General features: G+C 73.7%; 21 protein-coding genes and 1 riboswitch. Of the genes, 5 read left to right on the top strand and 16 right to left on the bottom strand.

Annotated elements, in window-relative coordinates:
• Nucleotides 1–21: 21 nt before the first annotated feature.
• Entirely contained in the window at nt 22–1152 is a 1131-nt protein-coding gene (locus ACPPVO_RS32280; RefSeq protein WP_426502317.1) for a hypothetical protein, read from the top strand.
• Here the strand turns inward: ACPPVO_RS32280 and ACPPVO_RS32275 are convergent.
• From ACPPVO_RS32275 to ACPPVO_RS32255, 5 genes are read right to left on the bottom strand one after another with little or no spacing between them, the layout of a single operon-like run.
• On the bottom strand, nt 1117–1833 hold the full coding sequence (locus ACPPVO_RS32275; protein ID WP_426502316.1) for an NUDIX hydrolase: 717 nt from the start codon (nt 1831–1833) through the stop codon (nt 1117–1119). The genes ACPPVO_RS32280 and ACPPVO_RS32275 overlap by 36 nt on opposite strands.
• A 1-nt stretch (nt 1834) precedes the next feature.
• Nucleotides 1835–2563, bottom strand: coding sequence for a siderophore-interacting protein (locus tag ACPPVO_RS32270; RefSeq protein ID WP_426502315.1), 729 nt, complete (start codon nt 2561–2563; stop codon nt 1835–1837).
• A 9-nt stretch (nt 2564–2572) separates the two neighbouring features.
• Nucleotides 2573–2833 carry a hypothetical protein gene (locus ACPPVO_RS32265; RefSeq protein WP_426502314.1) on the bottom strand — a complete coding sequence of 87 codons (261 nt, stop codon included), beginning with the start codon at nt 2831–2833 and terminating at the stop codon, nt 2573–2575.
• Complete coding sequence (locus ACPPVO_RS32260) at nt 2830–3195, bottom strand: DUF1622 domain-containing protein (RefSeq protein WP_426502313.1); 366 nt, start codon at nt 3193–3195, stop codon at nt 2830–2832. Before ACPPVO_RS32260 ends, ACPPVO_RS32265 begins: the two co-directional genes overlap by 4 nt.
• Nucleotides 3185–3625: a DUF6098 family protein gene (locus tag ACPPVO_RS32255; protein ID WP_426502312.1), complete on the bottom strand. Its 441-nt coding sequence runs from the start codon at nt 3623–3625 to the stop codon at nt 3185–3187. Before ACPPVO_RS32255 ends, ACPPVO_RS32260 begins: the two co-directional genes overlap by 11 nt.
• A 129-nt stretch (nt 3626–3754) precedes the next feature.
• Between ACPPVO_RS32255 and murJ the strand changes: the two genes are divergently transcribed.
• Both murJ and ACPPVO_RS32245 read left to right on the top strand, forming a co-directional pair.
• Nucleotides 3755–5233, top strand: a complete 1479-nt coding sequence (gene murJ, locus ACPPVO_RS32250) for a murein biosynthesis integral membrane protein MurJ (RefSeq protein ID WP_426514734.1) — start codon at nt 3755–3757, stop codon at nt 5231–5233.
• A 22-nt stretch (nt 5234–5255) separates the two neighbouring features.
• Nucleotides 5256–6419 (top strand): GAF domain-containing protein, encoded by a 1164-nt coding sequence (locus ACPPVO_RS32245; protein ID WP_426502311.1) that lies wholly within the window; start codon nt 5256–5258, stop codon nt 6417–6419.
• 159 nt (nt 6420–6578) lie between these two features.
• On the opposite strand, the gene ACPPVO_RS32240 is transcribed toward ACPPVO_RS32245, so the two are convergent.
• The 7 genes from ACPPVO_RS32240 to ACPPVO_RS32210 form a co-directional block, all read right to left on the bottom strand.
• On the bottom strand, nt 6579–6953 hold the full coding sequence (locus tag ACPPVO_RS32240) for a VOC family protein (protein ID WP_426502310.1): 375 nt from the start codon (nt 6951–6953) through the stop codon (nt 6579–6581).
• Between the two features lie 43 nt (nt 6954–6996).
• Entirely contained in the window at nt 6997–10170 is a 3174-nt protein-coding gene (locus ACPPVO_RS32235; RefSeq protein WP_426502309.1) for a hypothetical protein, read from the bottom strand.
• 35 nt (nt 10171–10205) lie between these two features.
• Complete coding sequence (locus ACPPVO_RS32230; protein WP_426502308.1) at nt 10206–11564, bottom strand: GH1 family beta-glucosidase; 1359 nt, start codon at nt 11562–11564, stop codon at nt 10206–10208.
• A 22-nt stretch (nt 11565–11586) separates the two neighbouring features.
• Nucleotides 11587–12729 (bottom strand): sugar ABC transporter permease, encoded by a 1143-nt coding sequence (locus tag ACPPVO_RS32225; RefSeq protein ID WP_426502307.1) that lies wholly within the window; start codon nt 12727–12729, stop codon nt 11587–11589.
• A complete protein-coding gene (locus tag ACPPVO_RS32220; protein WP_426502306.1) occupies nt 12726–13433 on the bottom strand; it encodes an ATP-binding cassette domain-containing protein in 708 nt (235 codons plus the stop codon). Before ACPPVO_RS32220 ends, ACPPVO_RS32225 begins: the two co-directional genes overlap by 4 nt.
• Nucleotides 13434–13459: 26 nt before the next feature.
• Nucleotides 13460–14536: a sugar ABC transporter substrate-binding protein gene (locus ACPPVO_RS32215; RefSeq protein WP_426502305.1), complete on the bottom strand. Its 1077-nt coding sequence runs from the start codon at nt 14534–14536 to the stop codon at nt 13460–13462.
• Nucleotides 14537–14614: 78 nt separating this feature from the next.
• A complete protein-coding gene (locus ACPPVO_RS32210) occupies nt 14615–15859 on the bottom strand; it encodes an ROK family protein (protein WP_426502304.1) in 1245 nt (414 codons plus the stop codon).
• 172 nt (nt 15860–16031) lie between these two features.
• Between ACPPVO_RS32210 and ACPPVO_RS32205 the strand changes: the two genes are divergently transcribed.
• Entirely contained in the window at nt 16032–17735 is a 1704-nt protein-coding gene (locus tag ACPPVO_RS32205; protein ID WP_426502303.1) for a ricin-type beta-trefoil lectin domain protein, read from the top strand.
• A 355-nt stretch (nt 17736–18090) separates the two neighbouring features.
• Here the strand turns inward: ACPPVO_RS32205 and ACPPVO_RS32200 are convergent, their stop codons facing one another.
• The 3 genes from ACPPVO_RS32200 to ACPPVO_RS32190 all read right to left on the bottom strand — a co-directional run bounded on the left by ACPPVO_RS32200 (nt 18091) and on the right by ACPPVO_RS32190 (nt 24116).
• On the bottom strand, nt 18091–19095 hold the full coding sequence (locus ACPPVO_RS32200; protein ID WP_426502302.1) for a ribonucleotide-diphosphate reductase subunit beta: 1005 nt from the start codon (nt 19093–19095) through the stop codon (nt 18091–18093).
• Between the two features lie 74 nt (nt 19096–19169).
• Nucleotides 19170–21455 (bottom strand): ribonucleoside-diphosphate reductase subunit alpha, encoded by a 2286-nt coding sequence (locus ACPPVO_RS32195; RefSeq protein ID WP_426502301.1) that lies wholly within the window; start codon nt 21453–21455, stop codon nt 19170–19172.
• Nucleotides 21456–21594: 139 nt separating this feature from the next.
• Nucleotides 21595–21802, bottom strand: a riboswitch (cobalamin riboswitch).
• 55 nt (nt 21803–21857) lie between these two features.
• Entirely contained in the window at nt 21858–24116 is a 2259-nt protein-coding gene (locus ACPPVO_RS32190; protein ID WP_426502300.1) for a DPP IV N-terminal domain-containing protein, read from the bottom strand.
• A gap of 177 nt (nt 24117–24293) precedes the next feature.
• Here ACPPVO_RS32190 and ACPPVO_RS32185 point away from each other — a divergent pair, with 177 nt between their 5' ends.
• The gene (locus ACPPVO_RS32185; protein WP_426502299.1) at nt 24294–25013 is read left to right on the top strand and encodes a helix-turn-helix domain-containing protein; all 720 of its coding nucleotides are present in this window, start codon (nt 24294–24296) and stop codon (nt 25011–25013) included.
• Here the strand turns inward: ACPPVO_RS32185 and ACPPVO_RS32180 are convergent.
• Entirely contained in the window at nt 24967–26094 is a 1128-nt protein-coding gene (locus ACPPVO_RS32180) for an AI-2E family transporter (RefSeq protein WP_426502298.1), read from the bottom strand. The two genes, ACPPVO_RS32185 and ACPPVO_RS32180, sit on opposite strands and share 47 nt — an antisense overlap.
• Nucleotides 26095–26106 lie beyond the last annotated feature (12 nt).

Raw genomic sequence — 26106 nt, 5'->3', positions numbered from 1 at the left:
GCACCAGGGCGGAGCTGTGCCATGACCGAGGTTTGGATTCTGGGCGGGACCGGCCGCAGCGGGCGGGCGATCGCCGCCGAGCTGCTGCGCCGGGGCATCGGGCCGGTGCTTGTCGGACGGGACGCCGGCCGGCTGGCGGAGGCGGCCGCCGGGCTGCGGCCGGCGGGGACCGGTGCGGCCGGCGGGCTCCGGACGGTCGTGGCCGGGTCGGTCGCCGGGACGGCGGATGCGATCCGCCGGGAGCGCCCCGCCGTGGTCGTCAACACCATCGGTCCGTTCATCGAGACCGCGGCGCCCCTCCTGGAGGCGTGCCGGCCGTCCAGCCACTACCTGGACCTGGCCAACGACCTGGCCGCGGTGGCCGCGACCCTCGGCCGGAGCCGGGCGTTCACCGACGCCGGGCGCACCGCCGTCACCGGGGCCGGCTTCGGCGTCACCGCGACCGAGAGCGTCGTGGTGAAGCTGTGCGAGGGGCGGCCGGCCCCGCGGCGGGCGCGGGTCGACATGGTGCCGTCGCTCGCCGTGGAGGCCGGGGCCGTCGGCGATGCCCTCGCGGGCACCATCGTGGAGGGGCTGCCGGGCGTCGCGGGCGGCGGGCGGTTCCAGGGCCGGCGGTACCGCGGCGGACGGCTGGCCCCGGCCCGCCTGGGCGGCGACCCGATCCGGCTGGTGCTGCCCGACGGCTCGACGGTCACCACCGCGAGCATGCCGCTGGGCGAGCTGATGGCGGCCCAGCGCGCCAGCGGCGCCGCGGACGTGGTCGCCGCGTCGAGCGAGGCCCCGTCCTCGCCGCTCGTCCGCGCGGTGCTGCCGGCCGCGACCGCCCTGCTCGCGATCGGGCCGGTGCGCGCCTTCGCCCGGCGGCGTCTGGCGGCGGTACGGTTCACGGCCCGGCCGAAGCCGCGCGAGCACTCCTGGGGCCACGCCGTCGTGCAGTGGCCGGACGGGAGCACCCGCGAGGGCTGGCTGCGCGTCGGCGAGGCCCAGGCCTTCACCGCCGCCGTACCGGCCGAGGTCGTCCGCCGCCTGCTCGACGGCGAGGGCAAGCCGGGCGCGTACACCCCGGCCGCGCTGTTCGGCTCGGCCCTCGCCGAGTCCTGCGGCGGCGAGTACCGCCTAGAGGAGCCCGGCCTCGCGCAGCGCCCGCATTGAGATGCGCGTCGCGGCGGCGTCGGGGTCGCGGACGCGGTCGGCCGCCTCGCTCGCCGGGACGATCCGCCGGTGGGCGATCTCGAACCGCGGCTCCCAGGCCCCGACGGCCACGCGTGCGAGCCAGTAGGAGCGGACGAGCACCAGGCCCAGCTCGCGGCCCCGGACGCAGGCGCTGCGCGACCAGCCCAGCCGCCTCGCCTCCCGGACCTCGACGCACGCCTCCTCGCGCAGCTCCCGGGCCAGGGTCTCCCGCGGCGTCTCGGCCCCCTCCGGCCGCCCGGCGGGGAAGCCCCAGAACACCCCGTCGGGGCTGATGAGCACCAGGTCACGGCCGTCGCCGGCGACACAGATGCCGGCGGCGCCGTGGTCGCGGCCCACGGGCTCGGCCGCGGGCGGATGCCAGGACACCAGCCAGTGCTGGCCACCCGACACCGTCGGCATCGGCTCGTCGTCGGCGGCCGGCTCCGGGGTCGTCACCTCAGTCGCCGCCGGCGCCGGAGCCCGGCCGGCGGGGTCCGGGGTCGTCACCTCAGTCGCCGCCGGCGCCGGAGCCCGGCCGGCGGGGTCCGGGGTCGTCACCTCAGTCGCCGCCGGCGCCGGAGCCCGGCCGGCCGGGTCCGGGGTCGTCACCTCAGTCGCCGCCGGCGCCGGAGCCCGGCCGGCCGGGTCCGGGGTCGTCACCTCAGTCGCCGCCCGCGCCGAAGCCCGGGCGGCCCGGGGTCCACTGGGGCTGGGCGTGCACGGCCCGGCGGGCGAAGCCGCGCTTCTCGATCAGCAGGCGCTGCAGGAGGCGGCAGGTGTCGCTCTCGCCGGCCACGTACGCGACGCCGGCGCCGGGCGGCAGCTCCAGGTCGGCCACCGCGCGCAGCAGGACCCGGGAGCCGACCGCCGAGGCGCCGCCGCGGTGGACCCACGGCAGCGCGGGTACGCCGTCGGCCCCGGGCATCTCGTCGGCGGGCGCCGGGGCCTCGAAGACGCCGAGGGCCGGGGCCGAGCGGGGGAGGGCGGCCCGCATGGCCAGGAGCGGTACCGCACCCGTCTCGTCGCCCGCGAAGAGGTGGAACGCGGCGGAGCCGGCCAGGGTGATCTTGCTGCGGGGCGGCTCCAGCGTGACCCGGTCGCCGGGCGCCACCTTGCGCGCCCATGCGCAGCCCGGGCCGTCGGCGTCGTGCAGGGCGATGCGCAGCGACAGCAGGGAGCCGGCGGGGTCGTGGCGCCAGATGGAGTACACCCGGCGCGCCTCCCCGCCGTCCGCGGGCACCCGCACGACCAGGTGCGCGCCGGGCCGCAACCGCAGGCGCGGCACCTCCGGGCCGGCCAGGTCGATCTGGCGCATCGAGGCGGTGACGTCCCGGACGTCGCGGACCCGGCCCTGCAGCGGCGGCCGGGCCGTCCTGCGCGGATAGGTCACGCCGCGAGACTAACAATCCTCGTCGGGTCGCAGCGTGCGCCGGCGCAGCGCGGAGGCGGCGAGCCGGCGCACGGCCACGATCGCCGCGGCCACCAGCAGCGGCGGCCAGCCCGGCGGGCCGCCCAGGCGCAGCAGGCCGGCGGCGAGCCAGAAGTCCAGCGCCACCTGCAGCGCCGTGCGCACGCCCCCGCCGATGACGAGGGTGACGGCCCCGGTGACGAGCCCGGCGGCGACGCAGGCGAGGGCGGCGTAGGCCAGCAGCACGCTCACGGCACCGGCGCCCCGCGGCGGTCCAGCTCGGCCCGCTCCTCCTTGATCTCGCGGCTCAGGAAGTAGTTCAGGGCGGTGCGGATCGCGGCGATCGCCGCGAGCTCGCCGATCTCGCGCAGGGTGGGGGCGATCGCGGTCCGCAGGATGTCCGAGGCGAGCTGGAACTCGAGGCCGAGCGCGAGGAAGCGGCCGAGCCCCAGGCGGATGGGTGTGAAGCTCTCGGTGCGCCGGGTCCGGACGGCGGCGACCGCGAACCGCCCGAACGCGACGACCGCGCCGGTGAAGATGATGACCGCGCCGCCGGCCTCGACGACCCGGACGAGCAGATCGACCGCCGAGGCCAGCCACGCCTCACCGAACACCGGGCCCCCGCTCCGGGGCGCCCTCGGCCGCGATCTGCGCCGCGCACTCCTCCAGCGCCGCGTCGGAGATCCACGCGACCGGGTGCCGGCAGATGACGAGCGGCTCCTCGTCGCGGCCGCGGCCGCACTCCTCGGCGCGCAGGAGCCACGGGCGCACGCCGGGGCCGCACGGCTCGTGCCGGGCGCGGCAGTCGCAGAGGCGCCGGGCCACCCACAGGCGTACCGGGCGCTCGCCCCACCACGGCTCGACCCCCAGCGGGTGGGCCGGCAGCTCGGGCAGCGCCAGGCCCGTGAGGCCGCCGGCGCCGTGCTGCAGGCCGCCGGTGGACGCGAGGTCGGCCTGCGGGCCGCGCGACCAGCGGACGTACAGATCGTCGCCGCCGCGGCGCACGAGCTCGGCCAGCCGGTCCAGGACCTCGATCGTGTCCACGCCGGGCGGCCTCAGCGGGCGGCGGTGCCGTTGCTCATACCGCCGGGCCTACCCGGCGCGAGCGGCGGAAAACCACCACCGGATGCTAAGAAGGACGGCGTGGCCTCACTGAGCGGTGCCGGGCGGGGGATGGCGGTCGCGACCCTGGCGTCCCGCGTCGCGGGGTTCGTCCGGATCGTGGTGCTGACCGCGGCGCTCGGGCTCGGGACGCGGCTGCTGGACACGTACAACGTCGCCAACACGCTGCCCAACGCGGTCTTCGAGCTCGTCGTCGGCGGGGCGATGGCGAGCGTCGTCGTGCCGCTGCTCGCGCGGGCGGCGGTCACCGAGGCCGACGACGGCGTCGTCTACGCGCAGCGGCTGCTGTCGCTGATGGTGTACGGGCTGGGCGCGGTCACCATCGTCGCCGTCGTCGCCGCGCCGTGGCTCGTGCGGCTGTACGCGCCCGGCTTCACGGGGCCGCAGCGCGAGCTCGCCGTGGTCTTCTGCTGGTACTTCCTGCCGCAGATCCTGTTCTACGGCGTCGGGGCCACGGCCGGGGCCGTGCTCAACATCCGCGGGCGGTTCGGGGCCCCGGCGTGGGCGCCGCTCGTCAACAGCCTCGTCGTGATCGCCGTCGGGCTGGGCTACCTCGCGGTCGGCGGCCTCACGACGGTACACCTGACGCTGCTTGCGGTCGGCACGACCGCCGGCGTCGTCGCGCAGACGGCGCTCGTCGTGTGGGCGCTCGCGCGCAGCGGCTTCCCGGTGCGGCTGCACCTGGACCCGCGCGGGATCGGGGTGCGCCGGATCGGCCGCCTCGGCGCCTGGGTGCTGCTGTCGGTCCTCTCCGCCCAGGTCATGCTCGCGGCGGCGACGCGTGCGGCGTCGCTGAGCGGGCCGGGCGGGGTCACGGTGTACCAGAACGCGTACGCGATCTTCCAGGTGCCCTTCGCGGTCGTCGCGCTGTCGGTGATGACCACGATGCTGCCCCGCCTCAGCCGCAGCGCCGCCCGCCACGACCACGAGCGCGTCATCCGCGACCTGTCCCTGGCCGTGCGGGTCGCGGCCGTGGCCCTGGCCCCGGTGGCGGCGGCGATGCTCGTGCTCGGCCGCCCGGTCGCCGCGCTGCTGTTCGGCCACGGCCGCAGCGCCACCGCGACCGTGGGCGTGCTCGGCGTCGCCGTGGCCGCGTTCGGGCTGGCGCTGCTGCCGTTCGCCGCCTACATGATCCTGCAGCGCGGCTTCTACGCCCTGCAGGACACGAGGACGCCGGCGCTGATCACCGCGGCCGTGAGCGCCGTCGGCGTCGCCGGCTGCGGGGCCGCGATGTGGTGGCTGCCCACCGCCGACATCGTGGTCGGGGTGCCGCTCGCCTACGCCGCGGCGTACACCGTGGGCCTCGTGGCGACGGCGCTGGCCCTGCGCCGCCGCCTCGGGCGCATCGACGGGCGTCGCATCGCCGGCACGCACGGCCGGGTCCTGGTCGCGGCGGGCGTGGCCGGGGCGGGCGCGGCCCTCGCCGGCACCGTCATGACGGTGGTGCTCGCCGCGCTCGTCGGGCTGCTGCTGTATATCGCCGCTGCGGCCGCGCTGCGCCTGACCGAGCTGCGCCACGTGCGGTGGTGATCCGCCCCGGGTACGATGCGGCGTGGACGAAGATCTGCAAGCACTGTTCGGGCAGTCCAGCGCCGTGTTCGCCGCCCTCGCCGGGCCGGCCCACGAGGTGGAGTCGGCGAACCCCGCGTTCGCCGCCGCCCGCCCGGTGCTGACCGACCAGGACTTCGCCGCACTGCTCGACGAGGTGTACCGCACCGGCGAGGCGCGCTCCCGCCGCGACGTCCGCGTGGGCGAGGCGTTCTTCGACGTCAGCCTCGAGCCCCGCCGGGCCGCCGACGGTACCGTCACCGGGGTCCAGCTGATCGGCGTGGAGACCACCCAGGTCAAGCACGCCCAGCGGCTCATGGCCGAGCACCGCGCGCTGCTGGAGCAGATCGCCCGGCAGGCCCCGCTGCGCGAGGTCCTCGACGGCATGGCCCGCGGCATCGAGGACCTGGCCCCGCAGGAGGTGTTCGTCTCCGTCCTGCTCGCCGACGCCGACGGCCGCCACCTGCGCCACGGCGCCGCGCCGAGCCTGCCGGACTTCTACAACCAGGCCATCGACGGGATCGCCACCGGCGAGGGGGTGGGCTCGTGCGGTACCGCCGCGCACCGGCGGGAACCGGTCATCGTCACCGACATCGGCACCGACCCGTTCTGGGACGACTTCCGGGACCTCGCCGAACGGGCCGGGCTGGGCGCCTGCTGGTCCACGCCGATCCTCGCCCGGGACGGCACCCTGCTGGGTACCTTCGCGATGTACCACCGCACCCCGCGCGTCCCGCAGGACACCGACCTCGCCCTCACCCGGGTCTTCACCGGCACCGCGGCCCTGGCCATCGAGCGCCACCACATCGAGCAGGCCAAGGCGGCCGCCGAGGCCCTGGCCCGCGCGGCCCACGACGAGCTGGCCAGGGTCGTGCGCGCGGAGCGGGAGCTGCGCGCCGAGGCCGAGCAGCGCGCCGCCGTCGCCGCGGACCTGGCCGCCCGGATGCGCGCCGCCGCGGCCGCGCAGGCCGCCGCCCCGCACCCGGAGCGCTGCCAGCTCGGCGGCGCCGCCGGGTGCACCGCCCCGGCCGAGATCAAGGTCGCCGACTCCTGGGGCGACGCGGCCTGGGGCTGCCCCGGCCACGCCGAGGAGGCCATCCTCAACGTGCGCACGGCGTTCATCGCCAGCGAGGAGCTGGGCGGCCTGGCCGCCTACCGCGACCGCTAGGGCTGTATCGAAGTGGGGGCCGGGCTGCGGCGGACTCAGGCGCCGTCTGGAACCACGCCGGTCACACCCCGATACAACCCCGGTATCGGGGCGCGCCCGGCGCGGCCCCAGCCGACGCCTGAGCCTCGCCTCGCTCCGACCCCCACTTCGACACAGCCCCTAGCTGTCCGCCATGACCTCGTAGAGGTTGCCGGTCGCGTCGCGGAAGAACAGGCCCCGCGCGCACAGCGGGTGGTCGATCCGGCCGTTGTCCGGGGTCGCCGGGTGGTTGCCGAACGGCACCCCGGCCGCCCCGATGCGGGCGTGGACGGCGTCGAACGTGGCGCCGTCGACGGCGAAGGCCAGGTGGTGGCCGACCGGCTCCGCGGTGGTCATGAAGTCCAGCGTCAGCGTGTCGTTGACCCGGACCGGCCGGAAGTGCCCGTGCGTCCCGGCCGGCGGCAGGAGCTCGAAGCCCATGACGCCGGCCAGGAACCGGGCCGCCTCGTCGTTGTCGAGGGCGGGAACGATGGTGTGGTTCAGCGTGACGGTCATGGTTCCCATCGTACGGAGTGAGTACTCACTCCGGCAACGGGGTTCAGTACTGGCCCTGCCGGATGTTCTGCTGGATGTAGCGGAAGTACGGGCTCGCCGGGTCCATGTCGGTCGACGTCTGGGTGCTGCCCGGACGCTGGTTGCCGACGAACCAGTCGGCGACGATCGCCGCCTGCTGCTCCAGGTTGAACTCCGAGAACGACGCACCCGGGGGCCCGTACTCGTACGGGTCGTGCCTGAGCTGGTTGCCCAGGACGCCGGCGATCAGGCTGAGCTGCATCGGCGTGTGCGCGATCTGCCACGCGTGGGTCAGCTCGTGCACGAACGTCTCGCCGTACTGCTTGCCCCGGGCCAGCCCGAACTTGCGCGGGTCGGCGAACGCCTCCCGGCCCATGTTGAGGTAGATCCAGTCGCCGCTGCCGGGCATGGTGAACGGCCGGTCGTCCTTGCCGATGATGTCGGTCAGCAGGATGTCCTCGCGGGGCGGCAGGGTGCCGCCGAACACGGTGGAGTCGGCCCAGTCGTACTCCTCCGGGGTCAGCGACCGCGACTCGCTGCCGAACGAGGCGAGCCCCTCGGCGGCGATGGACAGCAGGGTGTTCGTCGGGCCGGCCATCCACAGGCTGCTGCCGATGATCCGCGCGCCGGGCACCAGCGACCCGGTGGCGAACAGCGAGCCGACCTCGACGCCGATGAACGCGACGAGCCCGACGACCGCGCCGACCGGCGAGGCGCCCAGCTCCCAGGTGACGATGAAGTCGACGACGTCCACCACGAACGTGCCGATGTCGCTGGAGTACGACACCGGGATGGCGACCTCGGCCGCCGCGAACGTCCGGAAGTACTGGGCGATGACGGGGTCGGCGGGGCGGAACTCGTCCCAGTCCTCGTCGCGGCCGCCCTCGGTGGAGAGGGTGCCCTCGACGTGCCCGTGGTGCGAGAACGCGAGGACCCGGCCGGCGCGGTTGCTGATTGTCGCGCTGACCCCGAAGGCGTACCCGTCCAGGCCGCTGTCGTGCGCGTGGCCGCGCCACCGGGAGGTGCCGTCGGGGAAGATCCGCGCCTCGACCCAGCCGCCGAGCGCGGCCAGGCCCTCGCTGGCGATCGGGCCGCCGAAGATGAGCGCCGGCTGGGCGTCGCCGATGCGGAACCAGTCGTGCCAGTCCCCGTGCCACCAGGCGCTCCAGACGCCGCCGTCGTCGCCGGCCGCGAACACGTCCATCTGGTCGGGGTTGCGGGACAGCACCGCGAGGGCTGCCCGCTGCGCAAAGGTGCGCGTGCCGACGCGGAACCAGTCGTGCCAGTCGCCGTGCCACCAGGCGCTGTAGACGCCGCCGTCGTCGCCGGCCGCGAACAGGTCCATCTGGTCGGGGTTGCGGGAGTTGAGGGCCAGTGGCGTGCCCTGGCCGAAGGTGCGGGTGCCGATCCGGAACCAGTCTTGCCACTCGCCGTGCCACCACGCGCTGTAGACGCCGCCGTCGTCGCCGACGGCGAACACGTCCATCTGGTCGGGGTTGCGGGAGTTGACCGCGAGTGGCGTGCCCTGGCTGAAGGTGCGGGTGCCGACGCGGAACCAGTCCTGCCAGTCCCCGTGCCACCACGCGCTCCACACACCGCCGTCCTCGCCGACGGCGAAGATGTCCATCTGGTCGGGGTTGCGGGAGTCGACCGCGATCGGGGTGTCCTGGCTGAAGGTGCGGGTGCCGATCCGGAACCAGTCGTGCCACTCGCCGTGCCACCAGGCGCTCCATAGGCCGCCGTCGTCGCCGACGGCGAAGATGTCCATCTGGTCGGGGTTGCGGGACAGCACGGCGATCGGGGTGCCCGGGGCGAACGTACGGGTGCCGATCCGGAACCAGTCCTGCCACTCGCCGTGCCACCACGCGCTGTAGACGCCGCCGTCCTCGCCGACCGCGAACAGGTCCATCTGGTCGGGGTTGCGGGAGTTGACCGCGATCGGGGTGCCCGGGCCGAAGCCGCGGGTGCCGATGCGGAACCAGTCGTCGTGCCACTGCCCGTTCCACCAGGCGCTGCGCACGGCGCCGTCGGCGGCGACGGCGAAGAGGTCCATCTGGTTCGGGGTGCGGGACAGGGCCGCGACCGGGGCCCCACCGCGAAAGACCGCCGGCTGTACCCCGACCGGCGGCTCGGGCTCGCCGCCGGCCCCGGCGGCCGCCCGGCGCTGCTCGATCACCAGGCGCAGCCAGTCGAGCAGGCCCTGGTAGGCCGGGTTGCGCGCGGCGAGCTGCTCGGCGAACGGCAGCAGGTCCAGCACGGCCCGCAGCGCCTCGACCGGCGGCAGCAGGCCGGAGACGACCGCGACCTCGGTGATCAGCTCGGCGAGCAGCGCGTCGGGGGCGGCGGGGGCGATCGCGAGGTGCCGCCGGACCGCCTCCCGGGCCGGCGGCTGCGCCTCGGCGTGCTGCCCGGACGCCTCGAGCCGCTGCGCGAACACGACAAGCGCCCACGCGAACCGGCCCTGGTAGTCGATGTTGCCCGGGTTGCGGGCGGCGAGCGCGGCGGCGGACGGCAGCATGGCGCGGATGGCCTCGACCCCCTCGGCCACCGGCAGCTGCCCGGAGATGACCGCCACCTGCACGATCATCTCGAAGATGAGCGCGTCGGACGCGGCCGGGGCGAACTGCAGGAACCGGGCGATGGCGGCGCGGGCCGGCGGCACCGACTCGTCGTGCTGACCGGCCGCCTCCAGGCGCTGCGACAGCACGACAAGCGTCCACGCGTACCGGTACTGGTATTCGGCGTTGGCCGGGTCGCCGGCCACGAGCCGCTCCGCGACCGGCACCAGGCCGCGCAGCGCCGTGGCCGCCTCCGCCGGGGGCAGCTGCCCGGAGATGACGGCGACCTGCACGAGCATGTCGAACGCCAGCCCCGCCGGCGTGTCCGGTCCGAGGCCGAGGAACCCGGCGATCGCGTCCCGGGCCGGCTGGACCGAATCGTCGTGCCGGCCGGCCGCCTCGAGGCGCTGCGAGAGGACGACGAGAATCCACGCGTACCGGTACCGCATGTCGAGGTTGCCCGGGTTGCGGGCGGCGAACCCGGCCGCGTACGGCGTGATGGCCTGCATGGCGGTGACGCCGTCGGCGGCGCCCACCTGCCCGCTCAGGACGGCCACGTCGACGACGAGGTTGAACAGCCGCGTGTCGTCCGCGGTCGCCGCTTCATCGATCAGTGCCTGGATGCTTGCCGCCGGATCCATCCCCGCTCGCCCCCTGTCAGGTCATGCGCGCTTCCTCATGACGGATGCGGCCGGAGGGGATCTGATACGAGGCCGTTGTCGCGGATGACGCCGGCGTACCAGTGGGCGCTGCGCTTCGGCCGGCGCGACTGGGTGGGGTAGTCGACGTAGTAGATGCCGTAGCGCACGCCGTAGCCCGAGGCCCACTCGAAGTTGTCGACGAACGACCACGGGAAGAAGCCGAACAGCGGCACGCCCCCGTCCAGCGCCTCGTGGGCCGCGCGGATGTGGCCGTCGAAGAACGCGATCCGCTCGTCGTCGGCGATCTCCCCGTCGGGGCCCGGGTAGTCGTGCAGGGCCAGGCCGGTCTCGGTGACGACGAGGGGGAGCGGCGTGTACTCCTTCGCCACCCGCCGCAGGATCTCGGTGAGGCCCTCCGGGTGCACGCCGATGCCGGTCACCGTCGGGTGCTCGGGCGGGACCCGCAGCCAGCCGCGGTCCGGGTCGGCCGGGTCGGCGCGGGCGTGGTGGCGCTCGTAGTAGTTGATGCCGAAGAAGTCCAGCGGTGCCGCGATCGCCTCGAGGTCGCCGTCGTGGACGAAGCCGAAGTCCGTGACCGGGGCGTAGTGCGCGGCGGCGTCGTCGGGGTAGGCGCCGCGGAACAGCGGGTCGAGGTACATCCGGTTCTCGTGCAGGTCGAGGCGGCGCGCGGCGGCGAGGTCGGCCGGGTCGGCGGTCGCGGGGTGCACGGACGTCAGGTTGCAGGTGATGCCGACCTGCCCGCGCACCCCGCCGGCGCGCAGGGCCGCGACGGCCCGGCCGTGGGCCAGGAGCAGATGGTGTACCGCGGTGACGGCGACCCGCTCGTCGCGCAGCCCGGGGGCGTGACGGCCCTCGAGGTGCCCGACGACGGCGGCGCAGTAGGGCTCGTTCAGCGTGAGCCAGTACGGAATCCGGTCGCCGAGGCGTTCGTGCACCGTGGCCGCGTAGTCCGCGAAGTGCTCGGCGGTGTCGCGGTTCGCCCAGCCGCCGCGGTCCTGCAGGGCCTGGGGGAGGTCCCAGTGGTACAGCGTCACCATCGGGGTGATGCCGCGCTCCAGCAGCCCGTCGGCGAGCCGGTCGTAGAAGTCCAGGCCGGCCGGGTTGACCGCGCCGGCGCCGGACGGGAAGACGCGGGGCCAGGCGACCGAGAAGCGGTAGGCGCCGACGCCGAGCCCGGCCAGCAGGTCGAGGTCGTCGCGCCAGCGGTGGTAGTGGTCGCAGGCGATGTCGCCGGTGTCGCCGCGCCGGACCGCGCCCGGGGTGTGGCTGAACGTGTCCCAGATGGACGGTCCGCGGCCGTCCTCGGCGACGGCGCCCTCGATCTGGTACGCGGCGGTGGCCGCACCCCACAGAAATCCGTCGGGGAAGCGCATGGTTGTGCCTTTCTGCGAGGAGCTATTCGGCGGAGCCGCGGGCGAGGCGCCGGCGGCGGCCCACCGCGTCGAGCACGACGGCGACGACGAGGATGACGCCGGTGGCGATGTTCTTCACGGCGGCCGGCTCGCCGAGCAGGTCGAGGCCGTTCTGCACGCTGCCGACGACGAGGGCGCCGAGGATCGCGTGGGAGATGCGCCCGCGGCCGCCGAAGAGGCTGGTCCCGCCGATCACGGCCGCCGCGATCGCGTTGAGCTGCAGGGTTCCGCCGCCGAGGGCGTTGGACGCGGAGAACTGCCGGGACGCCTCGACGACTCCCGCGAGCGCGGCGATCGCCGAGACGAGCACGAAGACCACGACCACCGTGCGCGCGACCGGGATGCCGGCGCGGCGGGCCGCCTCCCGGTTGCCGCCGATCGCGGTGACGTGCCGCCCGAACGGGGTGCCGGTCATGAGCACGCCGGCCGCCCCCGCCAGCGCCAGGAGCAGGACGAAGACCCAGGGGATCCCGAAGTACGAGTTCAGCAGCCACGTCACGGCGCCGACGAGCACCGCCACGGCCGCCACGGCGATGACCTCGGCCCGCGCGGGCGGGTTGGCCAGGCCGTGCCGGGCGCGGCGCCGCCGCCGCAGCGCCCGCAGGCCCGCGAAGCCGGCGACGACCAGCAGCGCGAGCACCCAGCCGAAGCCGGGCACGACGTAGCTGGAGGCGATCGAGCGGATCGCGGTGTCCCGGATCGGGATCTGCCCGCCGTCGCCGACCAGCGCGAGCTGCACGCCCTGCCAGACGAGCAGGCCGGCGAGGGTGATGATGAACGACGGGATGCCGGCCGCGGTGATGACGACGCCGTGCAGGAGGCCGATCACCGCGCCGGCGAGCACGGCGGCGGCGATGGCGAGCCACGGCGGCGCCCCGTGGTCGGCGATCAGCCGGGCCAGGACCGCGGCGCTGACGCCGGCGACCGCGCCGACCGACAGGTCGATCTCGCCGAGGACGAGCACCAGCACCATGCCGACGGCGAGGGTGCCGAGCACCGCGATCTGCAGCAGCAGGTTGGACAGGTTGCGTGCGGACAGGAAGTTGTGGTTGAGCGCCTGGAACAGCGCCCACACCACGACCAGCCCGACCAGGACGGTGGTGGTCCCGCTCGCCCGGCGGATCATGAGCGGCTCCCGGTGATGGCGGCGACCACGTCGTCGGTGGTGTCGGCGCCGGGGCGGAACTCCCCGGCGTTGCGGCCCAGGCGCAGCACGCTGATCCGGTCGGCCACGGCGAACACGTCGGCCATGTTGTGGGAGATGACCACGACGGCCAGTCCGCGGTCGCGCAGGCGGCGGATGAGGTCGTACACCATCGCCGTCTGCGCCACCCCGAGCGCCGCGGTCGGCTCGTCGAGCAGCACGATCCGGGAGCCCCAGAGCGCGGCCCGGCTGACCGCGATCGCCTGCCGCTGCCCGCCGGACAGCGCGGAGACCGGCTTGTCCAGGTCGGGCAGGTGGGCGGCGAGGTCGGCGATGACCCCTGCGGCATAGGCCTGCATCGCCTCCCGGTCCAGCAGCGGCGAGTACCGGCGGCGCCGCTCCCGCCCGAGGTACAGGTTGGCGGTCACGTCGAGGTTGTCGCACAGGGCCAGGTCCTGGTAGACGGTCTCGATGCCCAGCGCCGAGGCCTCCTTGGGGGAGCCGACGGTCACCGGCTCCCCGTCGAGCAGGATCTGCCCGGCGTCGATGCGGTGGGTGCCGGCGATGGCCTTGACGAGCGTCGACTTGCCGGCGCCGTTGTCGCCGACCAGGGCCACCACCTCGCCGGCGGTGGCCGTGAAGCCGACGTCGGTGAGCGCCGCGACGCGGCCGTACCGCTTGACCACGCCGCGGAGCTCGAGGGTCGGGGGACCTACAGGCTGCACTTGTCCGCCGCCAGTCCCGCGCAGATCTTGTCCTTCGTGCTGTACCCGTCCTTGATCACCACGTCGGCGATGTTCTCCTTGGTGACCGCGACCGGGTCGAGCAGCAGCGCCGGGACCTTGCCGGTGCCGTTGTCGACGGTGCTCGTGGTCAGCCCGGTGACCCCGGCGGCGTCGCCCTTGGCCAGCGCGACGGCGATCTGCGCGGTCGCGGTCGCCTCGGCCCGGATCGACTTGTACACGGTCATCGACTGGTTGCCGGCCAGGATGCTGCCCAGGCCCGCGTCGGTGGCGTCCTGGCCGGTGACGAGGACCTTGCCGTTGAGCTTGCGGGCGGTGAGCGCGGTGATGACGGCGTTGGCGAGCCCGTCGTTGGGGGCGACGACGCCCTGGACGTTGTCGGCGAGCTTGGTCAGCCCCTGCTCCATCGCCTGCTGGCCCTTGGCCGGGTCGAAGCCGGGCGTGTCGGACTCGTAGCCGAGCTTGAGCCGGCCGGACTGGAACGCCGGGTCGAGGATCTTGTGCGCGCCGGCCTTGAACTCGCGGCCCGGGGCCGAGGTGATGTCACCGTTGATCATCGCCACGGTGGCGCCCGGCGGCAGCTTGTCGAGCAGGTACTGCCCCTGCAGCTCGCCGACCTTCTCGTTCTGGAACGAGACGTACGCGGCCGGCACCGCGCCCTCGATCGCCCCGTCGTAGGCGATCACCCGGGCCCCGGCGGCGTCGGCCTTGGCCACGATCGACGCGCCGGCCTCGGCCGTGAACGGGCTGACCACGATCACCTTGGCCCCGTTGGTCAGCGCCGACTCGGCCTGCTGCAGCTGGACGGCGGCGTCGCCCTGGGCGTTGCCGGCGATCACCTTGATGTTCGGGTCGATGGCCTTCACGGCCTCCTCGAAGTACGGCTTGTCCTTGCTCTCGAAACGGTCGGCGCAGGTGGAGCAGGGCATCAGGAAGGCGATGGTGAGGTCCTTGCCCGGATTGCCGGTGTCCTGGGTGGCCGGGGCGGCCTGGGTGCAGGCCGCGGTGGCCAGGACGGAGGCCAGGACGAGCAGTCGTCGCAGCATTGGGTGTCCTTTTCTGGGGTGTTTTCGGGTGTACGGCACCGCGCCACCGGCATAGCGGCGGCGGGAGGGTGTGCCGGGTCAGCGCAGGCGCTCGACGCCGGCGCCGGTCTCGATGAGCTGGCTGATGGGCAGGGTGGCGGCGCCGCGGACGGCGGCCTCGGGGCCGAGCTGGGAGCGCACGAGGACGACCTCGCCGCCCGGCTGGGCGAGCGAGTCGGCGCGCACGGCGACCTGCAGCTCGTCCAGTAGCTCGGCGGCGATCCGGTCCCCGAACCAGCCGCCGACGATGATCTTCTCGGGGTTGTAGAGGTTGACGAGGTTGGACAGGGCGAGCCCGAGGTGGCGCACCAGGCCGTCGATCGCCCGCTGGGCCGCGGGATCGCCGCCGCGCCACGCGGTCAGGATCGCCTCGACGCCCTCGGTCTCGCGGCCGAGCCACGTCTCGTCGGGCCCGCGCCACTGATTGAGTACCGCCGACGCGCCGACGAAGGTCTCGACGCAGCCGGCGCGCCCGCACCGGCAGTGCGGGCCGTCCAGGCTGATCTTCGTGTGGCCCCACTCGCCGGCGCTGCTGGACGAGCCGCGGTAGAGCCGGCCGTCGGTGATGATGCCGGCGCCGGCGCCCTCGCCGATGAGCACCATGACGGCGTGCTCGGCGTCGCGGGCGGCGCCGTACCAGGCCTCGGCCTGGGTGGTCGACTTCGCGCCGTTGTCGATGTAGACCGGGATGCCGGGTCCTTCGCCGCGCCCTTTGCCGGGCCCGTCGCGGTCGTCGCCGCCCAGTTCGTTGCCGAAGCCCGCGAAGTCCGCGCCGTGCCAGCCGACGACCTCGGCGTGCACCAGCTGCCGGTCCTCCTCGACGATCCCCGGGACGCCGAGGCCGAGCCCGACCACGTCGGCGCTGCCGACGCCGAGCTCCGCGAGCATCGAGGCGACCTGGTCGGCGATCGCCGTGCGGGCCTCGCCGACCTCGATGCGGCGGCTCTTGAACGGGTACACCCGGGCGGCGAGGCGATTGAGCCCGAGGTCGAACACCTCCACGCCGATCTGGGTCTCGCCGACGTCCGCCCCGACCACGAGCCCGGCGTCGTGGGCGACCCGGACGATGGCGCGGCGCCGGCCGCCCTCGGAGTCGTGGAAGCCCTCCTCGCGGACCGTGCCCTCGGCGAGCAGCTCGTTCATCACGTTTGTCACGGTGGCGGGGGAGAGCCCGGTCGCCGTGCCGACCTCGCTGCGCGAGGTGGGTCCGTTGAGCCAGACGTGCCGCAGGATCAGCGCGCGGTTGCGCCGCCGCACGTCCTTGACCGAAGCCTTCTTCGCCACCGTTGCTCCAACCGTTGGTTCAATGGTTGTTTTATAGTCTGAAAAAAGTAGCCGCGCAAGAGTCCCGCCGGCCCGCTCGCACCGTCGTATAGACGCTTGTTGACATGGCGCGAACGAAACTGTAAACAAAGCTGACAGAGAGCGCTCTCAGGAGCGCGGGAGAGGTCAGTCGATGCGCAGGAAGCTCCAGGCGGCCCTGCTTGCCGCCGTCGTCGCGGTACCGGCGTACTACGCCGTCACCGCCACCATCGCCGCCAACGCCACCACCAACCCGGCGCCGCCGGGCTTCACCCTCACGTGGAGCGACGAGTTCGACGGGCCGGCCGGCTCGGGGCTCGACACCAACGTCTGGAAGTACGACACCGGCCCGGGCTCGAACTTCGGCACCGGCGAGATCGAGACCATGACGAGCAGTACCGCCAACGTCCACCACGACGGCGCCGGGCACCTGCTGCTGACCGCCCTGCACAGCGGCTCCGACGCCCGGTCGGGCTGGACGTCGGGCCGGATCGAGACGCAGGCCGCCACCTTCGGCGCGGCCCCGGGCGGCGTCATGCGCGTCGAGTCCCGGCTGCAGCAGCCGGACGTGAACACGGCCAACGGCGCCGGGTACTGGCCCGCCTTCTGGATGCTCGGCGCCCCGCTGCGGGCCGGCGTGCCGTGGCCGGACTCGGGCGAGATCGACGTCATGGAGGACATCAACGGCCGCAGCTCGCTCTTCAGCACCCTGCACTGCGGCGTCAACCCGGGCGGCCCGTGCAACGAGAGCACCGGCCTCGGCAGCGGCGAGCGCGGCTGCCCCGGCTGCCAGACCGGGTTCCACGACTACGCCGTGGAGGTCGACCGCTCGGTGTCGCCCGAGCAGATCCGCTTCTACTTCGACGGCGGCAACTTCTTCACGCTCAACGCCGGCCAGGTCGACGCGACCACCTGGTCCAACGCCGTCGACCACCCGTTCTTCATCATCTACGACCTCGCGATCGGCGGCGGCTTCCCGGACGCGTTCGGCGGCGGCCCAAACGCGTCGACCGTGTCGGGCGCGTCGCTCGTGGTCGACTCGGTGGCCGTGTACAACAAGGGCCCGGGCGGCGGCGGTTCGAGCGGCACCGGGTACAACGTGCTCGGTCCCGGCGGCAAGTGCGTGGACGTCGCCGGCGACGACACCGGCGGCAACGGCACGGCCGTGCAGCTCTGGGACTGCCAGTCGTGGGCGGTCGACCAGCACTGGGTGCTGAAGAACAACGGCACGCTGCAGACCCTGGGCCGGTGCCTGGACGTCGCCGACGCCTCCACCGCGGGCGGCGCGAAGCTGCAGCTGTGGGACTGCCACGGCGGCGCCAACCAGCAGTGGCGCACGACCCCCGGCGGGACGCTCGTGAACGTCGGCTCGGGCCGGTGCCTGGACTCGCCGTCGGGCAGCACCGCCAACGGCACCCGGCTGCAGATCTGGGACTGCAACGGCTCGGGCGCGCAGGCGTTCCCGTACAACGGCGGCGCCTCCAACATCGTCGGCCCGGCCGGCAAGTGCGTGGACGTGGCCGGCGACGACACGGGCGGCGACGGCGCGGCCGTGCTGCTGTGGGACTGCCAGGACGCGGCGCGCGACCAGAACTGGAAATGGACCGGCTCGGCGCTGACGACGCTCGGCAAGTGCCTCGACATCGCCGGCGGCGGAACCGGCAACGGTACCGTCCTGCAGCTGCACGACTGCACGGGCAACCCGGCCCAGGCATGGGTCGACGGCGGCAACGGCACCCTGCGCAACCCGCAGTCGGGCCGGTGCCTAGACACGCCGGGCGGCGCCACGGCCAACGGGACGCGGCTGCAGATCTGGGACTGCAACGGCAGCGGCGCGCAGACGTTCCGCAAGTCCTGAGCTCTCACGGGCCGGCGGTGCGCTCACAGTGCCGCCGGCCCATGACGCGGGAGCGCGGCGCGGGCCCGGCTGCGTGCTCAGCCGGGCGTCGCCCTCGTCGCGGCGGTGTTCGGCGGGGTGCCGCGGCGAGCTCGGGCGCTGACGGACCTGGTGACGGCGTTGCGGTACTGACGCCGGCGTTCACCCGGAACGTGTTCGGTGTGTCGGTGGATACCTGCCGCCGATCCACGCCCGCGACCTCAGCCGCATCCTGCTGGGGCGGGACTCGGCGAGCATCGATCTCGGCGTCGCGGTGGGCGGGCCGGAGGCCGGCGGTCAGCTTTAGGAAGACACGCCACCACCGGCGCTCGCGGGGTCAGAAGTCGTCGTCGAAGGTCACCGTGCCCGTCACGCCGTGCTGGTAGGCCGAGACCCGGCGTTCGAAGAAGTTGGACAGCTCCTGCACGTCCTGCAGCTCCATGAACGCGAACGGGTTGCGGCTGCCGTACAGCGGCTCGATGCCCAGCGTCGCCAGGCGGCGGTCGGCCACGTGCTGCAGGTACTCGCGCATGTCCGTCAGGGACAGGCCCGAGACGCCCTGCTCGAGCAGGTCCGCGGCGAACTGGACCTCGCACTCGACCGCCTCGGCCAGCATGTCGCGCACCTGCGCGGCCATCGTGTCGTCGAACAGGTCCGGCTCCTCGGCGCGGACGGTGTCCACGACGTCGAAGGCGAACGCCATGTGCATCGACTCGTCGCGGAACACCCAGTTGGTGCCCGAGGCGAGGCCGTGCAGCAGGCCGCGCGAGCGCAGGTAGTACACGTACGCGAAGGCGCCGTAGAAGAACAGGCCCTCGATGCACGCGGCGAAGCAGATGACGTTGAGCAGGAAGGCGCGCCGGTCGTCGCGGGTCCGCAGCGAGCGCAGCGCGAAGACGGAGTCGATCCACTTGAAGCAGAATGCCGCCTTGCGCGCGATCGACGGGATGTTGTCCACGGCCGCGAAGGCCGCGACGCGCTCGGCCTCGTCGGGCACGTAGGTGTCGAGCAGGTTCAGGTAGAACTGGACGTGCACGGCCTCCTCGAACAGCTGGCGCGAGAGGTACAGCCGCCCCTCCGGCGAGTTCACGTGCTGGTACAGGTTCAGCACGAGGTTGTTCGCGACGATCGTGTCGCCGGTGGCGAAGAAGGCGACCAGCCGCGAGACCAGGTGCCGCTCGGCCGGGGTCAGCCGGTCCAGGTCCGGGCGGTCGCTGTGCAGGTCCACCTCCTCGACGGTCCACGTGTTCTTGATGGCGTCCTTGTACCGGTCGAAGAAGCGCGGGTACCGCATGGGCCGCAGGGTCAGGTCCAGGCCGGGGTCCAACAGGCGCGCCGGCACCTCCGCAGGCTCCGGTACCGGCGCGAGAAGGCTGAGCCTCTGGTGAGCGGCCCCTCCGCTGCGCTCCGGACCGCTCACTGGCAGGCCTCGCACGACTCGGGGCTCTCCAGGGAGCAGGCCACCGCGATGAGCGGGACCGTCGCCTGCTGGATGCGCGTCGCCGGGCGGGAGCGCAGGTAGTAGGTGGTCTTCAGGCCGGACTTCCAGGCGTGCAGGTACATCGAGGAGAGCTTGCCGATCGTGGGCGCGCTCATGAACAGGTTCAGCGACTGCGACTGGTCGATGTACGGCGCCCGCGCGGCGGCCAGGTCGATCAGGGCGCGCTGCGGCAGCTCCCACGCGGTGCGGTACAGGTCGCGGACGTCGGCCGGCAGCTCGCCGATGCCCTGCACCGAGCCCTCGGCGCGCTTGATCTGCTCGCGGACCTCCGGCGTCCAGAGGCCGCGGGTCTTGAGCTCGCGCACCAGGTAGGAGTTGATCTGCAGGAACTCGCCCGACATCGTCTCGCGCTTGAACAGGTTGGACACCTGGGGCTCGATGCACTCGTAGCAGCCGGCGATCGAGGCGATGGTCGCGGTGGGCGCGATCGCCACGAGCAGCGAGTTGCGCAGGCCGTTTTCCGCGATCTGTGTGCGCAGCGCGGCCCAGCGCTCGTCATCCGTGGTAACGCCCCACAGGTCCGGGTGCAGCACGCCCGCGGCCGCTCTGGTCTCGGCGTACGCCGGGTGCGGGCCGAACCGCGCGGCCAGTTCCGCCGACGTCTCCAGTGCGGTGAGCAGAATTTCCTGCTGCACCGCTGTGGACAACGCCCGCGCGGCCGCCGAGTCGAACGGTAGTTTCAGCGCGAAGAAGGCGTCCTGCAGGCCCATCAGGCCGAGGCCGACCGGCCGCCACCGCGGGTTGGACGCCCCCGCCTGCCGCGAAGGGTAGTAGTTGATGTCGATGACGCGATCGAGGAAGACCACGGCGGTGCGGACCGTCTCCCGCAGTCGCTCCCAGTCGACGCCCGCACCGGTCACGTGCGCGCCGAGGTTGATCGAGCCGAGGTTGCACACGGCGGTCTCGTCGTCGCTGCTGACCTCGAGGATCTCGGTGCACAGGTTCGACAGGTGGATGGTGTTGCGCGGGCCACCGGTCTGGTTGGACAGGGCGTTGGCGCGGTCCTTGAACGTCATCCAGCCGTTGCCGGTCTGGGCGAGGGTGCGCATCATGCGGCCGTAGAGATCGCGGGCCTTGACGGTGCGCACCGCCTTCTTCTCGGCCGCGCGGTAGGCCGCGTCGAACGCCTCGCCGTGGAGGTCCGGCAGCTCGGGGGCGTCGGTGGGGTCGATCAGCGACCAGTCGCCGTCGGCCTCGACGCGGCGCATGAACTCGTCCGGCACCCAGTTGGCGAGGTTGAGGTTGTGGGTGCGGCGGGCGTCCTCGCCGGTGTTGTCCCGCAGCTCCAGGAACTCCTCGACGTCCGGGTGCCACGGCTCCAGATACACGCACGCCGCGCCCTTGCGCCGCCCGCCCTGGTTCACCGCGGCGACACCCGCGTCCAGCGTCTTGAGAAAGGGCACGATGCCGTTGGATAGCCCGTTGGTACCGCGGATGAGCGCGCCCCGCCCGCGCACGCGCGACCACGAGATCCCGATGCCGCCGGAGAACTTCGACAGCCGCGCGACCTGGTGGTAGCGCTCGTAGATGGAGTCGAGCTCGTCCCGGGGCGAGTCGACGAGGAAGCACGACGACATCTGCGTGTGCCGCGTGCCGGAGTTGAACAGGGTCGGCGAGCTCGGGAGGTAGGCCAGGGAGGACATGAGGCGGTAGAACCCGATCGCCTCGCCCGGGGTCTGCGACAGGCCGCAGGCCACGCGCAGCAGCCAGTACTGCGGCGTCTCCACGACCAGGCGGGCCTCGGGGTGGCGCAGCAGGTAGCGGTCGGCGACCGTGCGCAGGCCGAAGTACTCGAACCGCAGGTCCCCGTCGAGGTCGACGGCGTCGTCGAGCTTGCGCGCGTTCGCGGCGACGAACGCGGCGGTGTCGTCGCCGATCAGGCCGAGCTGGTGGCCGTAGCGGATCGACTGGCTGAAGCTCGCGACGCCCTGGCCGCGCACCTCCTTGTCCACGTACGCGGCCAGCAGCCGCGCGGCCAGCCGCGAGTACTGCGGCTCCTCCCCGATGAGCTCCGCCGCCGTCTGGATCGACAGCTTGTCCAGCTCGGCGGTGCTCGCCCCGTCGTACAGCCCGCTGATCGTGCGGGTCGCGACGCGCAGCGGGTCGACCTCGTCCAGGTCGCCGGCCCACCGCTCGACCGCGCGCACGATCTTGTTCACGTCAACGGCCTCGGTGTCGCCGTTGCGCTTGCTTACCTGCATCCGCGTGCCCTTTCTCGCCTCAGGTCGGAGGGCCGAAGGAGCGCGCGGGGACGCCGCCGGGACCCCTGCGGCGGCATGCGGCCAGGGTCCGGCTCGTGGCGTCGGCCGTCCCGCGCGGCCTTCGACCGCCGCGCACCGGGCGGTGCGCGGCGCGCTGGCAGGTCTTCGGACTCGTGGGCGCCGAGCGCATGCCTACTGACCGTCGCTTCCCAGGCCTGATCGGGCCCAGTGCACATGACGGCGATCGTTCCCACTGACCGCTGCGGGGCAGTCCCGGACTCGCACCGGGTTCCCTCTTGCCTCGGCCGCCCTGGGCGGGCGGCCGAACCAGCTGCGGTCATCACTATATATAGGGCTGCCGGAGAATTGGAAACACCAGATGTCGTGTCGGCGTGTCGTGGCTCAGGCGAACATCTCGGCGAGCATCTCCGGGCCGACCGGGATGGCGGCGGGGCGGTACGCGGGCGGCGGGGTGCCCATCAGCTCGCGCACCAGGAAGTCCCAGCAGCGCTTGCGCACGTACGCGAGGCAGTCCAGGAACGTGTGCTCGGCCCCGGGCACGATGAGCAGCTCGAAGTCCTTGTCCGCGGCGATGAGCCGGTCGGCCAGGCGCAGCGTGTGGTCCGGGTGGACCTGGTCGTCGAGCTCGCCGTGGACGAGCAGCAGCGGGCCGGCCAGCCGGTCGGCGAGGTCCACATTGGACGTCCGGGCCCAGGCGTCCGGGTCGTCCGCGCCGTCGTAGGACTCCACGAAGCCCGCGTTGAAGCAGCGGGCGTCGTGCGAGCCGGCCAGGGCGACGCCGGCCCGGTACACCGCGGGGAAGTCCAGCATCGCCCGCGCCGCGGCGAACCCGCCGCCGGAGTGCCCGAACGCGCCGACCCGGTCGAGGTCCATCCACGGCCGGTCCGCGGCGAGCTGTCGCAGCGCGGCGACGTGGTCGGCCAGGCCCCCGGCGTCGCCGAGGCGGCCGTAGGAGGCGTCGTGGAAGGCCTTGCCGCGCCCCGGCGTGCCGCGCCCGTCGAGCGCGACGACCACGAACCCGAGCGCGGCGAGGGGCTCGGCGTCCAGGCCCATGCCGCCGGGGTCGAAGCCGGGCTCGACCCGGCCGACCTGCGGGCCCGGGTAGAGGCTGTCCACGACCGGGTAGCGGCGCGCGGGGTCGAAGCCGTGCGGGCGGTACAGCACCCCGTAGACGTCCGTCACGCCGTCGGCCGCCTTGACGCGGAAGCGCTCGGCCGGGGTCCAGCCGGTGGCCCGGAGCCGGGTGATGTCGGCCCGCTCGAGCTCGACCAGCACGCGCCCGGTCCAGTCGCGGACGGTGGTCACCGGCGCGGTGTCCACTGTGGACGCACTGTCGACGAAGTACCCCCGGTGCCCGGGCAGCGTCACGACGTGGTCGAGCTCGTCGTCGGTCAGCCGGGCGAAGCCGGTGCCGTCCAGGCCGGCCCGGCACACCGTGCGCCGGTACGGGTCGGCCTCGACGAGGCCGGCGGCGGTGAAGTACACCGTGCGCTCCGCCTCGTCGACGTGCAGGATCTGCCGCACCGACCAGGGCCCGGAGGTGACCCGGCCCAGCGGCGCGCCGGTGTGCCGGTCGTAGCGGTACAGGTGGCCGGAGCCGTCACGCTGGGAGTACCACAGCACCTCGTCGGCCAGCACGCGTACGATCGGCGGCTCGTAGGCCCACTGGTTGGGCTCCACCCGGGTGTCGCCGGCCTCGCTGAGCACGGTGGTGACGGCGCCGGTGGCCGGGTCCAGGCGGTGCAGCGCGAGGGTGTGGCGGTCGCGGGCCTGGCCGAGGAAGTACACGGCCGAACCGTCCGCGGCCCACCAGGCCCACTTGGTCATGATGGGTGACAGCTGCGGCATGAGCAGCGGCTCGGTCTGCGCGCGGACCACGGTGCCGGTCGCGACGTCCAGCACCACGAGCTCGGCGAGCGGGAGGTGCTCGTCGCCGGGGTAGGCGTACCGCTGCGGATGCGTGCGCGGCGGCCCGCCGTCGGCCGGCCGGGCCTCGACGAGGTGGGTCTCGCGCACGTGGCGCTCGTCGGTGCGGTGGGCCAGCACCCGGCTCGAGTCCGGCGACCAGGCGATCGCCGGCGGCAGGTGCGGCAGGCCGATCTTGCGCAGCAGCGTGGCGTTGCCGGTGCATTCGGGGCCGCTGCCGTACCCGTAGTGGGCCTCGCCGTCGGTGGTCAGCGCCCACTCGCGGCCGTCGGCGCGGGCGCGGGCCCACAGGTCGTGCCCGCGCCGCGACACCGCGACCGTCCCGTCGGGCGACGGCACCTCGAGGGGGTTGCCCGGCGGCATGAACGTGGCCCGCTCGCAGGCGTAGCCGTCCAGGTCGCAGCGCCAGTACTCGCCGAGCGCGAAGAACTCCACGGCGTCGCCGGCGGGCACGATCGCCGCGAACGGCAGCGCCTCCGGGTCGACCGGCTGACCGGCCGCGGCGGCCAGGGCGGCGGCGAGCCGGTCGTGGTCGAAGCAGGGCTCGCGGGTGCCCGCGGCCGGGTCGACGCGCAGGAACCGGCCGTTCGCGGTGTACCAGAACCCGCCGTCGACCCACTGCGGCCTGATCTTGTCGCCGGCGACGAGCTCGCCGGGGTACGCCGGGCGGCGCAGGAGTTGTTCGGCCGTCCGGTAGTGCTGCTCGGTGCTCATGTCCGCCGTCCCCGTCCTCGTGGTTTCTGACGACGGAAACGCTACGTTGCGTTCATTGAATGGGCAACGATGATTCAACATAACGCCAGCTCAGGCCCACTATTTCATTGCGACAGCTGAGTAATCAACGCAACGTTCGTTGCGTTGAGTGGCCGGTGAACGCTAAGCTCGCGCACGGTGACGAGGCGGAGGGAGACCGCGGTGCGGCTCAGCCAGCAGGACCGGCAGCAGATCGCGCTGGGCGTGGCCGAGGGGCTCGCCTACGCGGAGATCGCCCGGCGCCTCGACCGGCCCACGTCGACGATCACGCGCGAGGTGATGCGCAACGGCGGCCCCACCGCCTACCGCGCCGAGCCGGCCCACCGGGCCACCGAGCAGCGCGCCCACCGGCGCCGGCCGACGGCGCCGCGGGGTCCGCGGCCGGCACCGCCCCGCGGCCGCGACGCCGGGGCCGTGCGCGACTACGAGGAGCGGTTCACGACGTTGCTGATGCAGTCGGGCCTGCCCCGGATGATGGCCCGGGTCCTGACCTGCCTCTACACCACCGACGCGGGCAGCCTCACCGCGGCCGGGCTCGTCGCGCGCCTCCAGGTCAGCCCGGCGTCGGTCTCCAAGGCGGTCGCCTTCCTGGAGCGTCAGGGCCTCGTGCGCCGCGACCGCGACGAACGGCGCCGCGAGCGGTACATCGTCGACGACGACGTCTGGTACCAGTCGATGATGGCCACCGTCCGCGCCAACGCCCGCCTCGCCGAGACCGCCCGGCAGGGCGTGGAGGTCCTCGGCCCCGACAGCCCGGCCGCGGCCCGCCTGGCGAACATCGCCGACTTCGTCGACTTCGTCGGCGAGAGCATCAGCCGCGCCGCCGAGCAGGGCCGGGAGATTCTCCGGAAGAACTAGCCGGGGTTTGCTCCTCGCCGACCGTCGCCGCGGGCTTGAGGCCGCCGCGGTGGGTGTCCCAGACGTCGCGCACGATGATCTGGATCATCCCGGCGACGGGGATGGCCAGCAGCGCGCCCAGGATGCCGGCCAGGTCGACGCCGGCGAGGATGGCGATCAGCACCGTGAGCGGGTTGAGCTTGACCGTTCGCGAGAGGATCACCGGCTGCAGCAGGTGGTTCTCCAGCTGCTGGTACACGACGAAGAAGACGACCACGACGATGCCCGCGGTCACGGAGTGCACGAACCCGGCCACGGCCGCGACCACCGCGCCCAGCGTCGCCCCCACCAGCGGGATCAGGTCGGCCACCGCGACGAACACGGCGATCAGCCCCGCGAACTGCACGCCGATGACGAGCAGCACGACGTACGTCAGCAGGCCGCAGATCAAACTGATGAGGAGGTTGCCGCTGATGTACCCGGTGATGGTCTTCGCGCAGTCCCGCCCGACCCGGCGGACGCGCTCGGCGCGCTCGGGCGCGAACAGCGCCAGGAACGCGGCGAGGAGCTTCGGCGCCTCGAGCACCATCAGGTACGACAGCACGAAGATCGTCACGATGCCGGCGACGGTGGTGGCCGCCGAGCGGGCGAAGGCGAGGGTGCCGCCGCCCAAGCTGCGCACGTACTGCTGGATCTGTTCCCGGTGCTGCTGCACCCACTGCAGCACGTGGAACCGCCGCAGCACGTCGCCCACCGGCCCGCGCCCGGCCCGGGCGTCCGCGATCAGCTGCGGTGCCTCGTCGGCGAACCGCGCCCCCTCGTGCACCAGGGGCGTGACGAACAGCGCGACGAGCCCGCCCAGCAGCGCGAAGACGGCCAGGAACACCACGAGCGTGGACAGCCAGCGCCTGCACCACGTCACGTGCCGCTCGACCCAGTCGGCGAGCGGATGCAGCGCGGTGGCGAACAGCGCGGCGACGACGATCCACACCAGCACCTGGCGCATCTGGTACAGCAGCAGCAACGCCAGCCCCGTCGAGAGCACCATCGCGATGACGATCGCCGTGATGCGGGCCACCGAGCGGTTGTCCGAAGCGGGCATGCGGTCCCCGTG

The sequence above is a fragment of the Dactylosporangium sp. McL0621 genome (assembly GCF_049995355.1).
Taxonomy (GTDB): Bacteria; Actinomycetota; Actinomycetes; order Mycobacteriales; family Micromonosporaceae; genus Dactylosporangium.
This window is presented reverse-complemented; position numbering and strand designations above follow the sequence as displayed.

Bases quoted from the DNA above. Each gene is read 5' to 3' on its own strand.
- ACPPVO_RS32240 (WP_426502310.1), bottom strand. From the start codon at position 6,953: ATGACCGTCACGCTGAACCACACCATCGTTCCCGCCCTCGACAACGAC.
- ACPPVO_RS32195 (WP_426502301.1), bottom strand. From the start codon at position 21,455: ATGCAGGTAAGCAAGCGCAACGGCGACACCGAGGCCGTTGACGTGAAC.
- murJ (WP_426514734.1), top strand. From the start codon at position 3,755: ATGGCGGTCGCGACCCTGGCGTCCCGCGTCGCGGGGTTCGTCCGGATC.
- ACPPVO_RS32180 (WP_426502298.1), bottom strand. From the start codon at position 26,094: ATGCCCGCTTCGGACAACCGCTCGGTGGCCCGCATCACGGCGATCGTC.
- ACPPVO_RS32280 (WP_426502317.1), top strand. From the start codon at position 22: ATGACCGAGGTTTGGATTCTGGGCGGGACCGGCCGCAGCGGGCGGGCG.
- ACPPVO_RS32230 (WP_426502308.1), bottom strand. From the start codon at position 11,564: ATGCGCTTCCCCGACGGATTTCTGTGGGGTGCGGCCACCGCCGCGTAC.
- ACPPVO_RS32205 (WP_426502303.1), top strand. From the start codon at position 16,032: ATGCGCAGGAAGCTCCAGGCGGCCCTGCTTGCCGCCGTCGTCGCGGTA.
- ACPPVO_RS32235 (WP_426502309.1), bottom strand. From the start codon at position 10,170: ATGGATCCGGCGGCAAGCATCCAGGCACTGATCGATGAAGCGGCGACC.
- ACPPVO_RS32215 (WP_426502305.1), bottom strand. From the start codon at position 14,536: ATGCTGCGACGACTGCTCGTCCTGGCCTCCGTCCTGGCCACCGCGGCC.
- ACPPVO_RS32190 (WP_426502300.1), bottom strand. From the start codon at position 24,116: ATGAGCACCGAGCAGCACTACCGGACGGCCGAACAACTCCTGCGCCGC.
- ACPPVO_RS32225 (WP_426502307.1), bottom strand. From the start codon at position 12,729: ATGATCCGCCGGGCGAGCGGGACCACCACCGTCCTGGTCGGGCTGGTC.